This is a genomic window from Mesorhizobium sp. STM 4661, assembly GCF_000359125.1.
GTDB lineage: Bacteria > Pseudomonadota > Alphaproteobacteria > Rhizobiales > Rhizobiaceae > Mesorhizobium.
Map to the genome: position 1 here is coordinate 72043 of NZ_CAAF010000063.1, position 14155 is coordinate 86197.

At 62.7% G+C, this 14155-nt stretch carries 11 protein-coding genes and 1 pseudogene; 4 read left to right on the plus strand and 8 right to left on the minus strand.

The genetic code is table 11. The annotated features are described in order from the left end of the window. Nucleotides 1–115: 115 nt before the first annotated feature. The 4 genes from MESS4_RS20580 to MESS4_RS33645 are packed head-to-tail and all read right to left on the minus strand — an operon-like array spanning nucleotide 116 to nucleotide 4117. Entirely contained in the window at nucleotides 116–2278 is a 2163-nt protein-coding gene (locus MESS4_RS20580; protein WP_006335116.1) for a xanthine dehydrogenase family protein molybdopterin-binding subunit, read from the minus strand. Next, on the minus strand, nucleotides 2275–3279 hold the full coding sequence (locus tag MESS4_RS20585; protein ID WP_006335117.1) for a xanthine dehydrogenase family protein subunit M: 1005 nt from the start codon (nucleotides 3277–3279) through the stop codon (nucleotides 2275–2277). Before MESS4_RS20585 ends, MESS4_RS20580 begins: the two co-directional genes overlap by 4 nt. Then, nucleotides 3279–3938, minus strand: a complete 660-nt coding sequence (locus MESS4_RS20590) for a (2Fe-2S)-binding protein (RefSeq protein ID WP_036241778.1) — start codon at nucleotides 3936–3938, stop codon at nucleotides 3279–3281. Before MESS4_RS20590 ends, MESS4_RS20585 begins: the two co-directional genes overlap by 1 nt. A 14-nt stretch (nucleotides 3939–3952) precedes the next feature. Continuing rightward, nucleotides 3953–4117, minus strand: a complete 165-nt coding sequence (locus tag MESS4_RS33645) for a hypothetical protein (protein ID WP_006335119.1) — start codon at nucleotides 4115–4117, stop codon at nucleotides 3953–3955. A 393-nt stretch (nucleotides 4118–4510) separates the two neighbouring features. On the opposite strand from MESS4_RS33645, the gene MESS4_RS20600 reads away from it, so the two are divergent. Both MESS4_RS20600 and MESS4_RS33650 read left to right on the plus strand, forming a co-directional pair. Then, nucleotides 4511–5470, plus strand: coding sequence for an AraC family transcriptional regulator (locus tag MESS4_RS20600; RefSeq protein WP_051070904.1), 960 nt, complete (start codon nucleotides 4511–4513; stop codon nucleotides 5468–5470). Between the two features lie 34 nt (nucleotides 5471–5504). Next, nucleotides 5505–5678: pseudogene (locus tag MESS4_RS33650) on the plus strand (JAB domain-containing protein); the annotation flags it as partial. A 45-nt stretch (nucleotides 5679–5723) separates the two neighbouring features. On the opposite strand, the gene MESS4_RS20605 reads toward MESS4_RS33650, so the two are convergent. From MESS4_RS20605 to MESS4_RS20615, 3 genes are all read right to left on the minus strand, one after another. Further along, nucleotides 5724–6863 carry a GNAT family N-acetyltransferase gene (locus MESS4_RS20605; RefSeq protein WP_006335128.1) on the minus strand — a complete coding sequence of 380 codons (1140 nt, stop codon included), beginning with the start codon at nucleotides 6861–6863 and terminating at the stop codon, nucleotides 5724–5726. Further along, nucleotides 6860–7855: a sterol desaturase family protein gene (locus tag MESS4_RS20610; RefSeq protein WP_006335130.1), complete on the minus strand. Its 996-nt coding sequence runs from the start codon at nucleotides 7853–7855 to the stop codon at nucleotides 6860–6862. The genes MESS4_RS20605 and MESS4_RS20610 overlap by 4 nt, the downstream gene beginning before the upstream one ends. Before the next feature lie 243 nt (nucleotides 7856–8098). Continuing rightward, a complete protein-coding gene (locus MESS4_RS20615) occupies nucleotides 8099–10009 on the minus strand; it encodes a heparinase II/III-family protein (protein WP_006335132.1) in 1911 nt (636 codons plus the stop codon). Nucleotides 10010–10164: 155 nt separating this feature from the next. Between MESS4_RS20615 and MESS4_RS20620 the strand changes: the two genes are divergently transcribed. After that, nucleotides 10165–11367, plus strand: a complete 1203-nt coding sequence (locus tag MESS4_RS20620) for a cellulase family glycosylhydrolase (RefSeq protein ID WP_157385629.1) — start codon at nucleotides 10165–10167, stop codon at nucleotides 11365–11367. A gap of 61 nt (nucleotides 11368–11428) precedes the next feature. On the opposite strand, the gene MESS4_RS20625 is transcribed toward MESS4_RS20620, so the two are convergent. Continuing rightward, nucleotides 11429–12532, minus strand: a complete 1104-nt coding sequence (locus tag MESS4_RS20625; protein ID WP_036241759.1) for a glycosyltransferase family 4 protein — start codon at nucleotides 12530–12532, stop codon at nucleotides 11429–11431. A 150-nt stretch (nucleotides 12533–12682) separates the two neighbouring features. Here MESS4_RS20625 and MESS4_RS20630 point away from each other — a divergent pair, with 150 nt between their 5' ends. Beyond that, the gene (locus MESS4_RS20630; RefSeq protein ID WP_006335137.1) at nucleotides 12683–14122 is read left to right on the plus strand and encodes a polysaccharide biosynthesis C-terminal domain-containing protein; all 1440 of its coding nucleotides are present in this window, start codon (nucleotides 12683–12685) and stop codon (nucleotides 14120–14122) included. Nucleotides 14123–14155: the final 33 nt, after the last annotated feature.

A 14155-nucleotide genomic window follows, 5' to 3' on the forward strand; every position in this document is an offset into this window, starting at 1 on the left:
CTGCTCCGGTCGAGCGTGAGAAATCCGATGCCCCCGGGCGAGCTTGCCCCAACGAAGTACATCGCGGCGGCACGGTGCCTTTTGCGTTCGGACCGCCCCCGCTCGGGGCGTAACGTCAAAGCAGATGCTCGATTCGGATTGGCAATTCGCGCATCCGCTTGCCCGTCGCGTGGAAGATGGCGTTGGCGATCGCCGGCGATGCACCGACCATCGCGACTTCGCCCAAACCCTTGAGGCCCATGGAATTGGCGAGTGGGTCGGGTTGGTCGACGAAGCCGACCTCGATCTCACCGATATCGGCGTTGACCGCGACGACATAGTCGGCAAGGTCATTGTTGAGATATCCGCCATAGCGGCGGTCAATCTCGGTCGCCTCGCGCAATGCGGCGCTGAACGCCCAGACAACACCGCCACGTACCTGACTGGCGGCGGTGCGCGGGCTGATGACACGTCCGCAATCGGCGATGCTCACGACCCGCGGCATGCGGATGCGCCGGGTGTGGAGTTCGATATGGACCTCAACGAAATGGGCGATGTAGCTCATGGTCGTAAATTCCGGATATTCGGGGCCGGCGACCACGAACCCGCCCTCGCGCAACTGTGCGAGCGCATCGTCGTTCTGCCCGGCACCCACCTGCGACACCTCGATCTCGATGTACGGGCGGCGAACGGTAGCGAGCTGCCGGTGGAGATTGCCCGCGACCGTACGGCCCGCCAGCAACTCCGAAACCGCCGCGCGCATCCGCTCCACCGCCTTGGCCGCCACGGGAACGGCGCCGGCCGTACCCCATGATCCGGCTGTCATATGCTGGGGCGCTGCCGTGGTGTCGCCGATGACGATATCGAGTTTGTCGGCGTTGATGTCCAGCCCCTCGAGCAAGACGGCCGCAATCGCGGTCCGGATGCCCTGGCCCATCTCGTGGCCTGAGGTTGCGAAGCGCGTGCTGCCGTTGGCGCCGATCCGCAGCGTTGCGATTGCAGGTGGCATCATCGACGGATAGCAACCCGCCGCCACGCCCCAGCCGATCTGCGTCCCGTCGGACGCCGTCATCGATCCAGGCGCAGCGCTGCGGCGCGACCAGCCGAACCGGCGGGCCCCTTCCGTCAGGCATTCGTTCAGCAAGCGAGAAGAGAGGGGGTGGCCGGTCTTCGGGTCGACCTTCGTGTCGTTCTCGATCCGGAAGGCGACCGGATCGCGGTCGAGCTTGTACGCCAGTTCATCGACCGCGCTCTCGAACGCGAAGCACGACGCCTGCGGATGTGGCGCGCGCATGTAGCCGGGCGCTTGCCGGTCGATGCGGATGTTGGCGGCGGTGCCGAGGTAGTTCTCGATCCCATACATGCGGATCGGCGATTCGTGATACTCGGCAGGGGAAAAGAATCCCGTCCGCGACTGCTCATGCTCGGCGTGATAACGCGCCGCGACCATCTTGCCAGTGGCATCCGCACCGAGCTGGATCCGGTGCCGGCTGTTCGGGCGGTAGGTCGCGACATGAAAAATCTGTCCGCGGGGCAAGACCAGCTTCACCGGGCGACCGGTTAGCATCGCAGCGTGGGCGACCAGCGCGGTCTGGCGCTGCGCCAACCCCTTCTGTCCAAAGCCGCCGCCGATATAAGCGCTTTTCACATCTATGAGCGCCGGATCGAGATGCAGGGCGCCCGCCACGGAACCCTTGGTCACGTTCACGCCCTGCGAGCACTCGTGGATCGTCAACCTCCCATCCGCCCAGACCGCGGTGGTCGCGAGCAACTCGATCGGATTGTGATGCTGCGTTGGCGACTCGTAGGTGGCTTCGATCGCTGTAGCGGCGCCGGCCATCGCCTCCGCGGCATCGCCCGCCGTCCAATCCTCGGTCGATTCGCTTTCGGCGCCCGCGCTGTCGATCCGGCAAGAGAACTGCTCGTCGGCGAAGTTGGGACGGACCGCCTCGGCCCCTGCGATCGCCGCTTCCAGCGTTTCCGCAACGACAACGGCGACCGGCTGGCCGCGATAGGCGATCCTCTTCTCCAGTGTCGGTGGCGGAGGTGGCGGACCATCTTCACCGCCGGTTGGCGGCGGTGGCGGGAAATCGTCCGGCGTAAGCACGCGCACGACGCCCGGCACGCGCATTGCTGCGTCCGTCGAAAGCTCGGTCATCGTGCCCTTGGCGATGCGCGCGGTCACCGTCATTGCGTGGAGCAACCCAGGGAACTGGATGTCCGCGGCATATTCGGTCGCACCACGCACCTTGTCGAAGGCATCGATACGGGCACGGTCGGGGAACGGCGCAGTGCTCATGATCGGCTCCTTTCAGCGGCGATGAGAAGCGCATCGGCGACGGTTCGCGCGCCGAGCTCGACCTTGAATCCATTGTATTTACCGGGGCTCGCGCCACTGAAGGCGGCGCGGCCTGCGTCAAGCGCGACCTCCGGTGTCAGTCTCTGGCCCGCCAGCTTCAGCTCGGCTTCGGGAGCCCGCCACGGCTTCGTCGCGACCCCGCCTAGCGCGATATGCGCACGGCTGACTTGGTCGCCGTCCATTTCCAGCGCCACCGCAGCCGATGCGAGCGCGAAGGCGTAGGATTCGCGATCCCGGATCTTGTGGTAGGTCGAACCCCGGCCGGCCGCCGTCTTCGGCACGACGATCGCGGTGATCATCTCGCCGGGCGCGAGCGTGAACTCGAGATGCGGCGTGTCCGCGGGCAACCGATACAGATCGCCAATAGGCAGCGTGCGGGATCCGGCAGGCCCAAGGATTTCGAGCTGCGCGTCCATCGCCACCAGCGCGACCGGAAAGTCGCCGGGCGAGACGGCGGTGCAGGCGTCACTTGTGCCGAACACGGCTTGGCCGCGGTCAAGCCCGCGAAGGGCGGCGCAGCCGCTGCCCGGCTCGCGCTTGTTGCATGGGTAGACGCCGTCAGCCCCATTCCGGAAATACATGCAGCGGGTGCGCTGGAGCAGATTGCCGCCGACCCTCGCCATGTTGCGCAGTTGCTGCGACGCAGCCTTCGATAATGCTTCGGCCAGGACGGGATAGTCGCGGATGATGACATCGTTGGTGGCGACCGCGCTCATCGGCGCGAGCGCTTCGAAGCGAAGCCGGTCGCCGTCAGTCTCAATCTTGTCGAGGCCCGCAATCGCAGTGATGTCGATCAGGTGGCGGGGTTGCTCGATATTCAATTTCATCAGGTCGTAGAGCGTTGTTCCTCCGGCAATATAGCGGGCGTCGGCGCCCGCACTCGCGAAGGCGCTCACCGCGTCGGGAGCCGTCGTGGGCCGCATATAGGTAAACGGTTGCATCAACCTCTCTCCATCTTGGAGGCAGCATCCTCGATGGCGGCGACGATGCCGACATAGGCTCCGCACCGGCAGATATTGCCGCTCATATATTCGCGGATACGCTCCTTCGACGTTGCATTGCCCTCCGCCACGCAGGCGACCGCAGCCATGATCTGGCCGGGCGTGCAGTAACCGCACTGAAGCGCATCGTGGTCGATGAATGCCTGCTGCATCGGATGCAGCGCGGCGCCGTCCGACAGACCCTCGATCGTCAGCACCTCTCGGCCTTCGATCTTGGCGGCCAGCGTCAGGCAGGAAGCGACGCGCCGACCGTCGACATGCACGGTGCACGCCCCGCACTGGCCGTGATCGCAACCCTTCTTCGCACCGGTCAGCGCGAGGCGCTCCCGCAGAAGGTCCAGAAGGGAGGTGCGCGCGTCGATCTCGGCCGCAACGGGCTGGCCGTTGATCGTCGCGCTGATCGTCAGGGCTTGATCAGACGCGACAGGCAGCGGCGCCGATTGCGCGGCGGTCGCCGTTTTCGCGGGACTGGAGGCATCCGCGAAAATGGCGGCGGCGGCGATAGCGGCGCCCCCTTCCAGCGCGCTTCGGCGGGATAGGGTGAAGAACCCTGAACGGGCCGTCCTGTTGTCCGTATCGGCTTTGCCGTCTTCGGGCATGTCATCGCTCCCGGTCATGCCATGGCCTCCGCAGCGCGATCGCCGAAACGGGGCGCCTCCGTCTGCTCGATGAAGATCTCGTGCATGACCCGCAATGTGTGGAGAAGCTGCATTGCGAGCCCGCGCCCTATGCCTGGCGTGCCGCCGGCTGGCAGGATCGTATTTCTCGTCGTCTTCACTGTTCTCTGCTCCATCTGTTCCGGCTGCCGGGGATCGAAGGATGGGCCGCTCGGGAACACGGCGGCGCGAACGTGGCCGCGGCTACCGTTCCAACGAGGACGATCGGCGCAGAAGCGTCATATCTGCCCGTGACCCCATGATGCGCGAGCACGACCCCGCTGAGCGCCAGCAAGGCGCAGACACCACCAAGAAAAATACGTCCAAATCCCGCGAACATGCAGTGCCCTATCCTTGCTGTGATCCTGAAAACCAATCATGCAGTTGACGATATGGCGTTGTTGCAGCACGATCCATGCGCTAGCATCCGTAATATCTTCGCGATCGTCCGGAAGCTTATGGCCACGATCCATCTGCAACGGTCCGCAAATATCCCATCAATCATCCGAAGGCTCATGGACCCGCTGTCTGAAATTCTGTCGCTGTTAAAACCGCAAAGTCATATCTCCTCCGGCTTCGATGCTGGAGGAGACTGGTCGCTACACTTCGCCATCCACGATGACGTGATGAAATGCTATGCCGTGATCTCGGGCGGATGCTGGCTCATGGTCGATGAAACTGACGTGCCGGTCCGGCTGGAGGCCGGGGATTGCTTTGTTCTGCCAAGCGGCCGCCCTTTCCGGCTGACTAGCGATCTCACCTTGCAGTCGATGGATTCAAAATCCGCCTTCCCTCCGGCGGTGCCGGGCGGAGTCGTCACCATCAACGGTGGTGGAGGGCTACTCCTTGTCGGCAGCCGCTTCGCCATCAGCGGCAGGAATGCGGGCATGTTGCTCAGGATGCTGCCGCCGGTGGTCCATCTTCACTGCAAGATGGACCAAGCCGCGTTGCGCTGGTCGGTGGAGCGCATGCGCGAGGAAATGCGGAATGCGCAACCTGGCGGACATCTGATCGCACAGCATCTTGCCCATATGATGCTGGTTCAAGCGTTGAGACTACATCTGGCCGAGCAGAAAAGCACGGACGTTGGATGGTTCGCTGCCCTGGCTGACAGGCAGATTGGCGCCGCAATTGCCGCGATCCATGCCGAACCCGCAAGGCGTTGGAATCTGCTGGACCTGGCCGGGCAGGTCGGCATGTCGAGGTCGGTCTTTGCCCACAGATTCAAGGAGAAGCTCGGAGAGACACCGATGGACTACGTTACTCGCTGGCGGATGCTGCTCGCGGCCCAGCGGCTGGAAAACTCCGACGACCCCATTTCCTCTATCGCGCCGGATCTTGGCTACGAATCCGAAAGCGCCTTCAGCACGGCGTTCAAGCGCGTCATGGGGCAGCCGCCGCGCGTGTTTCGTAGTGGCCTGAATGCACCGCTCGAGCAGGTGAGACCAGAGTTTCAGAGACCGGCAGCCGAATAATGCCGACAGGCATGGGAGCAGGCAATGTCTTCTTTCCATCCCGCTGGTGCACAACCATCCGTGAGACGACCCGACGCAGTGGCGCGCCGACATCGAGATGACCAAGTTGATCATCGAGACGGCCAAACCGCTCGGCATCTCGGTGCACGACCACCTTATCATCGGCAAGAAAGGCCATTCCAGCATGAAGGGTCTGCTGCTGATCTAAAGCCTATGCATATTGGCTGAGGTCTCTGGGGCGCTGTGGCGCCGATCAAGCCGCGTCCTGTGATGGAACCAGTTTACGCTGGCGTGCATGCCTGATCCTCTGACGGATACGATCAGCAACCGAAGCGAGCGTGCCTTGCGCCGTGCGCGTCCCAAGGACGGATTGCAGGGTAACGGCCTGCGTTGCGAACTTGTTCTTGAAAGACTCTCCACCACAGAGGAAATCGACCAGGCTCAGGCCGTGATCGATCGACCACTGTACGTAGTCCATGATCAGGATTATGCCCGGCGACGCCCGGCTGAAATCCGGATCGTAGGTGGTCACGAAGGCCATCATGACCTGGCGCTGGACGAAGTTGATGGAGACCGCGATCATCGCGCCATTGCATTCCAGTACGAAAATGCGCAGCACGCCGGCGCGCGCCAGCACGTCGACGAGTGCGGCGAGTACTGGCGTTCCCTCCTCGAAAAGTTGGGATTCACGCGAGCGCTCCGTCAGCCATCCGCGCTTCAGGGCCGAGAGCCGGTCCAGTACCGGCTGCAGCGGCTCGTCGGGCGCAAGCAGGCGAAATTTCACTTCCCCGGCTTCTTCCAATGTCTTGATGCCGCGCCGATAGTTCTGGCGTGTCTTTTTGGACTGGTCCTCAAACCATGCCGCTCCGCTCTTCCACGATCCGGCGACGCGATAACTGACTTCCTCCCTGTGATTGGGACGAAGCCTGATGCCGCTGGAAGCGCCCGGAGCAAAGATCTTGCGGGCCGCCGCATCCGGCAAGAGACGATTGAGAAAGGCAAGGTCGAAACCACCGGCATCACAGAGCTGCGCCCATAGATCCCGCAGGGCCGATAGTGAGCATTCCGGAGCAACGACAATATCCCCATAATCGGTATAGCTGCTGGCCGCCCATTCAAGAAAACGCAAGCCCTTGCGCTTGCCTATCGCCAGGGGAACAACGGCAACGAGCCTGTCACCGTTCCAGACCAGGCCGATGCGCAACGCGCGCTGGTCACGGTCCGCGACGGTGCTCCACCAGGCCGAAACCCAGGCATGGCTCTGAAAGATCAGCCCGTCGGTGCGATGCCAAAGATGCATCCACTCGGCTTCGACCGCCGCCAGGCGATCCGCCGAACGGATAATTTCCAGGCGCTCCGTGCCCACGGCGTCGATCGAAACAAAGGTGTTCATGACGGTGAACTGTCCTGTGGCTGTGCGACGACATTAGGCCGCCTGTGGAACAGCCGGATGACGTGCCTCCCCATCTTCTTGAGCGGCAGGATGTAGAGCCCAAAGAGCGATTGATAATCGCGCACATCGCGATCTATCAGGCCAAATCTCATATCTTCATCCGGATCCGGGACAAACTGCGTTCCAAAGAGACGATCCCAGAACGAAAAAAGCAGGCCAAAATTCTTGTCGTAATGGCGAGGATCGATGCTGTGATGCACCTGGTGCCAATGCGGACACAAGATGACGTTGTTCAGCGGGCCGAAGGAAATCTTGAGATGCGTATGGCGAACGAAGTCCATCATCAGGATGTTGCGGATGACGTAGACATTGATGCCGAAGATGGCGATCTCCACCGGATCGAGCGCGATCAGGCTCCAGATGCCGAAGCAGACCCCCGGGATGACACCGTCCCACATACGGTTCATCAGATCGTCCAGCGGATGAACCCGATCCTTGGTGATCCCCACCATCACCTCGGCCGAATGATGCACCTTGTGCAATTCCCACAGGAATGGGAAGCGGTGCTGGGCGACATGGTAGAGATAGTACGAAATATCATAGGCTATCAGCATGGTTGCGGTGAAGATGACGATCGTCACCGGTCCGGCCGGGCCGCCGATGAGCGGCGCCTGGATGCCAAGGAGCCAGCCGATTGCCTCATGTGTCGCATAGCCTACCGCGGTAACGAAGGTAACGCCGGCAGGAATGAGCAGGAAAGGCATAATCGCCCGTTTCGTGACCCAAAATAGAACATCCGCTCGCGCCGACGGGTGCAGGATGACTTCCGCCGGGAAAGCGAAATCGAAAAAGTCCCTGAAGGATTTATGTTCGACGGTTCGCCAGTAAGCGATCACCGCGCTCCCCAGCGCCGTGAAAAAAAGCAGGCCGAGCGTCAACAGATTGAGGCTGGAGAGCTTTTCGACAATCACTCTGGCGAATTCAGAAAACATCGGTGCGGTGGTCCCTGGGTCCGTGAGATGGCGATCCGGCGAAACTGCGAAGCAAGAAAGGTGCCAAACTCACTGCATGTTGCCTGCAACCAGGTGGCTTCCGCGGATGCAACGGGCAAAGCATGCCGGATTATTTGCGCCAGACTACCAGATCAACCCTAACAAAACCGCTAAATGTCCCAACGTAATTAATATCGAATGCGGCCGGACATCCGACAACCAACCCTGCGTCGGACGCCGGTCCTACCGCTGCGACGGGGTGATCGCGGCGAGGTGTATCTTGATGCCGTCTTCTCCCACTTCGCCATGCCAGGCGAGGCGTTCGGCTGGCTGCCTGGTGCCGAAGCGTGGTGAAACCCAGCCGCCCTGCCCCGGCCCGTCGCCGCCGGCGCGGATGTCGACCGCCGCGTCCGGAAAGCGGATCGCCAACAGCGGCTCATCGCCGCGCAACACCATGACCGTGGGTCCGTCCCGGTCGGCGCGGAGGCCAGCGGCGAGTTGGAAGACGATTTCGGCCACGCGCCTGCCGCCAAGCAGTTGGTCGGTGACCAGGAAGCCGTCCGCTTGCCGCGCAACGGTGCGCTGATGCACGACACCGAAGCGGCTCTTGTATCCGTCATGCCGGGCACGCAGCTTCCAGTGCGGTCCCCGCTCGCTCTCCGCCAATGCCGCGATCGCCTTGTGCGACCAGTTGAACGCCCCGGTCATGATGCTTTGGCTTTTGCCCTCGATATTCAGCGTGTTGTGCGCCGGCGTGGAACGGAACCAATCGCGCCAGCCCCCACCCGAACCGTAGAGCCAGGTGCCGGGATCGACCAGCACCGGGTCGCCATCGATGCACAGGGTGAGCGACAGCGCATCGGCATGGCCGTGAGCCGCTATCGAGAGATAGCCAAGCGGGCCGTGGTCAAATGTCAGCTCGACGCTGCGGCCATTCATCTCTCCGCGCCAAACGGAAAGCCCGCCTTGCGCGAATGTCTGCAACCCGTGCGTCGCCGGCGCCGGAGCCGGCGGCGCCCCAAAGAAAAGCGAACGGAAATCGTCAGGCTCAGGCACATTGCCGGGCATCCTTAGCAAGCCATGGATGGCGGCTGCGACGGATCGGACATAGCCCGGCCCGTCTCCCAACGTCAGGACACGGCCTTCATCGTCGTCGCCAAAGCCGATGGCTTTCCGTGGCAGCCAACCCACGAAATTGGCGAATGCCGCCAGACGAGCTTCGGCTGCCGGCGGAAACGGCGTCCCTGCCTGTCGCGCCGCGGCAGTGCACAGCAAGATGAGTTCAGCCGTGAAGGCTGCGTAAGTCGGGGTCTGCTCGGCACCGGCGCCATCGGCAAGAATTTGCCTGTGCACCTCGGCCAGAAGGGCATTGCGGGCAGCATCGGATTCGGTCCCGAACGCCAGACTGATCAGATACTGGCCAGCCAGTTCCGCGACGAGGTGGTTGTTGGCGGAGGAAAACCGGGAGGGAAACCGCGGCAGCCAATAGGCGCTTGCCGCCAGTATTTCACCAACGCGCTGCCGTGTCGCCGCGCCAAGCCGGTCGCCGACGAGGTCCAGGGTGACGATCAGGCTGATGGCGCGCAACGCTACTTCGATGCCGGAGGCCCAGCCAATCCCCCGGAACGGCGGATTGGCGGAATGCCAACTGTCGATCGCCGCCTCGATGGCCGCCCTGGCCTGATCGTCGCCGGCGAGAAGCAGGTGGGCGGCGAGTGGCGGCAATTGCTGCAGCCGGTTGATCTCCCAGACGTATTTTACGTCGCCGCGGTCACCGCGATGGCGAAAATCGACATCGAAAGTATGGCTCTCGGGGCCTGGCCAAAGCTTGCCGGTCACCGGATCGAGACGCCAAAGCTCGGGAGCAAACAAATGATCGTGGTTGCGCCGTGGCCATGTCTGCCCAAGTGCGGAAAACTGGCCGCGAAGCGTATTTTGCGCCGCCGCCGCTATGGCTTGCCGTTGCGCCGGTGTTGCGGCCAGCGCAGCATCGCGCAATCCGCGCAGTACCTGACGCAACTGGGGCGAAGGATAGCGCTCCCAGCCGTCGTCACGGCGTCGCGAAACGATCCTTCCGCGCTGTTCGTCCAGCCGGTGCAACATCTCGGCCGGCCCCATGCTGCGCAATCGGTTGATGTACCAGCCGATCTTCATACGCGTTCCGCCAAGGTTTTGATCCTTGTATACCATGCTGTCGAAAAGCCGCGCCGCGGCAATCCTCTTTTCCGCACCCGCGGTTAATATCTTGACCCATGATGGGGAGAGTGGCGATGAGAAGAGTGGTAAGCGTTTTAGCCTGGGTGCTCGCCATGGCGATAGCGGCCGAGGCTGCGCCGATTCACCTCGAGCGCGGCGTTGGCGTGCATGAATGGCTCAACTGGTCGCCGGTAGGGAAAGATGGATCCTACAACTGGCCGCCGTACCGTAGCGAGCAGGAATGGCTTGCGGGACACAGGCCGCTCACCGATTGGCCGGACGGGGACGAGTTTACGCGCATTCGATCTATGGGTTTCGACTTCGTCCGGCTGAGCGTCGACCCCGGTCCTCTGCTTGCCAGCGAGGGTGCCAAACGACAGCAGGCGCTGGACATACTTGCCGCCGCGGTCGAGCGGGTAACGTCGGCCGGCCTCAAGGTGGTTTTCGACCTGCATGGCGTCACTCAGGTTCCGGCCTACGGCATGGAGATGATCTATGGCGGTGCCGACAGCGAGGGCGTTGCCCGCTATCGCGAAATGGTCGTGGCGGTCGCCACCATGCTGGTCAAGATCGGCACCGACAAGGTAGCCCTCGAACCTTACAACGAGCCGGCATACTACCCTTGCGATTCGAGCGGAAGCGATGACTGGCAGCGGATCATGGCCGGCACGGTTCACGACATTCGCGCGGTCAGCAGCGAACTCACCATCGTTGCAACCGGAGCCTGTGGCGGCAGCATTGCCGGATTGGTCAACCTCACTCCCAGCTTTGACGATCCGAACCTCTATTACAGCTTCCATATGTACGAGCCGCACAGTTTCACGCACCAGCGGCCCGACGAGGCAAACACCTTTGCCTCGGGCCTTCCCTGGCCGGCCGACAGCAGTACGCCTGAAGTGGTGACAGAAATGCTTAAAGCGCGCATGGAGGCGGCCGGCCTGAGCACGGTCGAGCAGGTGATGAACATGGCCACGGCCCGAGAAGCAATCACCCGATATTTCGAGCAGAATTGGGGCCAGAGCCAGCTCGAGGCGAGCTTCCGTCAGGCGGTCGACTGGGCCCGGGGGCATGGCATTCCGAGCCGGCGGCTCTTCATGGGCGAATTCGGCGTCATCCTGATGTCCGCGGACGGTCGCATGGGCGCGTTCGATGCCGACCGTCTGCGCTATCTCTCAGCGGTGCGCCAGCAGGCGGAACGCTTCGCCATCCCGTGGTCCGTCTGGGAATTCTCCAATCCCTATGGAATGACGCTCATCCAGCCCGATGGGCCCGCGGTCCCGGACTCCGAGATGTTGCAAGCACTGGGCCTGCCATAGCAGGCGTCACCTCGCTTCGCGGGCAAGCTCGGTTTCAATCCGGCGGTTAGCGCTTGACCGATCAGGCCTTTGACGCGGCCGACCTCCAGACATCGCAGATCGCGCCGACAAATGGTGCGAGATCAAGCCGTTCCCGATGCACCGCCATGGCGGCAGCGCCCAGGCGCTCGCGCAACGTCGTATCCTCGACCAGCCGTGTCAGCGCCTCGGTCAACGCCGCAACATCGCCGGGCGGCACCAGCAACCCGGATTGCTCGTTGGTGATGATATCCTCAACGGCGCCGACAGGCGTCGTCACTACCGCAAGACCCGCGGCCATGCCTTCGATGACCGAGACGGGCAGGTTTTCGGCAAAGGAGGGCAGCACCAGAATATCAGCCGAAGCGATCAGCGATGCGACCTCGTCGGGCCCGACCCAGCCTGGAAGGGTAACGCGCTCGGCAAGGCCCAGTTGGGCCGTTCTTATCCGTGCCGCCTCGACTTCGCCATCGCCGGCGATCGTGGCGCGCCAATTCTTGATCGGCTCCATGCGGTGCAGCGCATCCATCAATTGCGGTACGCCCTTGCGGTCGCCGATGCGGCCAAGGAACAGGATATGAACATCGTCGCCGCCGCCGACATGCGCCAAGGTGGGAACCGCGGTGGCGTTGGGAACGATGACAATATTGCCGGCCGCCCCCGGTGCTCGGCTGGCGACGAAGTCGCGCCAAAGCCTACCCAAGACGATGACCCGACCGGCACGCTCGAACAGAGCTTCGATGCGGCGGCTCATGAAACTACGATCGACTTTCCAGAATGTCTCATACTGCGCCCCGTGCAAATGCAGGACATAAGGTATCGACAGCAACCGTGCGCAGGCGGCGATCACCATCTTGCGATAGGTGCTGCCGGAGACTGATATATTGATGTGGATGACATCGGCACGCTTCGCCAAACGCGCCGCGAGCATCCGCAAACAGAAGTCAAACATGTAGAAGATCGAAAGCCCGACATGCCCCGGGCCGCGGCTGGCAAGGAAGCGTACATCGATGTCGGCGATCTCCTGCCGCTCGAACTCCTGCTTCAGCGCCCCCATGATGCGGTCGATGCCTCCTTGCCCCGAAACGCCCGAGGGCGTCGCGACAAGGACATGCACTTTTCGATTGTGAACCAGACGCTGCAACATGACCCCATTTCGGAACTACAAGCAAAGGTTTCAAATGAGGTTACGACGAATCCGTTAGTTCAAACTGAATCTGTTCACCCTTTGCCGTCATCGCACTGGATTTTCCGCCGGTCGACGGTTAGTCGAAGGTGAATTTCCGGGGACAACCCTTTGCTGCTCCGCTCCACGCTCATCTATGCCCCGGCGATCCTGCTGACGCGAATCTCCGCGCTGCTCTTGCTGGTCATCGTGACGCGTCTGATCGACCAGACCGAATACGGCCTGCTGACCCTGGTGGTGACCGTTGGCGAAATGACCGACATTGCCGTCACCAACTGGCTGCGCATTGCCTTGCTCAGGCTTGGCGGCAAGGGCGATGTCAGCCGCGGCAGCCTGATGCTGGCCGGACGGGTGCTGCTTGCCTCCACGACGCTGGCGCTAATTGTATCCGTGGTCGCCTCGGCATTGATCGTGCCGGAGCGCTGGGTCGAGTTCTCGATCGCCGTCGGCAGCTACCTGATCGCCGGCGCCGTCGGCCGCTTCGCGTTGACAGTGCTGCAGATGCAGCAGCGTCATTCTGTCTATTCGATGCTCGAATTCCTGCGCGCCGTGCTGCAACTCGCGCTGCCGATCGGCGCCATCGTCCTGTTTCAGGATTCCTTTCTGACGGTTTCGCTTGGCTCGAGCCTCGGCGTTTTGATCGCCGGTATCGTGGCGGGCATCTTGGCGTCCCGACGCGTAGTTGCCGGTCCGCCACGCTTCACCCAGAAGGAGTTCTTTGCCCTCGGCGTGCCCCTGGTCATCATGGCGCTGGTAGGCTTCGGCCTCAACAGCGCGGAGCGCTTGTTCCTCAAGATCTATTACGATGCCGGCGCCGTGGCGGTCTTCGCCGCAGCCTACGCGCTGGCCCGCCAGCCGATCGATATGGTCGCCAACTCCATCAACATGGGCGCCTTTCCCGAGGTGGTCAGCCGATTCGACGAGGACGGACCTGCGGCTTCGGGCCGGCTGCTGTCGCAATTGATGGCCTTGATGATCCGCCTTTGCCTGCCGGTTGCAGCGATGCTGGTCGCACTCAGCAGTGATATCACGCAGCTCCTGCTGCCCTCGCAATATCACGGCCGTTTCGGCCTGCTCTTTCCGATCATCGCCTTCAGCGTGCTGTGTGCCAACCTCGCGAGCTTCGTCTATGGCACCGTGGTGCACGCGCACAAGCGGCCGTGGCTGCTGATCATCGCCAATTCCTTCGGCTCGGTGGCGACAATCGCACTGTCCGTGCTGTTGATCCCACCGATGGCGGAGGTCGGCGCTGCTTTGGCGCTGGCGGGCGGATCGCTGGTAGGCCTTGTAGCCTGCATCATCATCAGCGAGCGGCTCACGCCGGTGCCGGTGCCATGGCGCGACATCGGGGTTTCGATCGTCATCTCGGGCAGCACGGGGCTGGCCGCCAGCCTTGCCAGCGCTGTCCTCGGCGATGTGCCGGCCATTTTCTCGCTCGTCGCGGGCGGGACCGCTGGCGCGGTGGCTTTCTTCGGGCTGACCTGGCTGTTCTACCCTGTCGCCACGATGCAATTCGCAGTCAAATTGCGGGCGCGGCTACGGATCGCATAGATGGCCATGGCGCGTGCAATTGTGCGAGCGCGG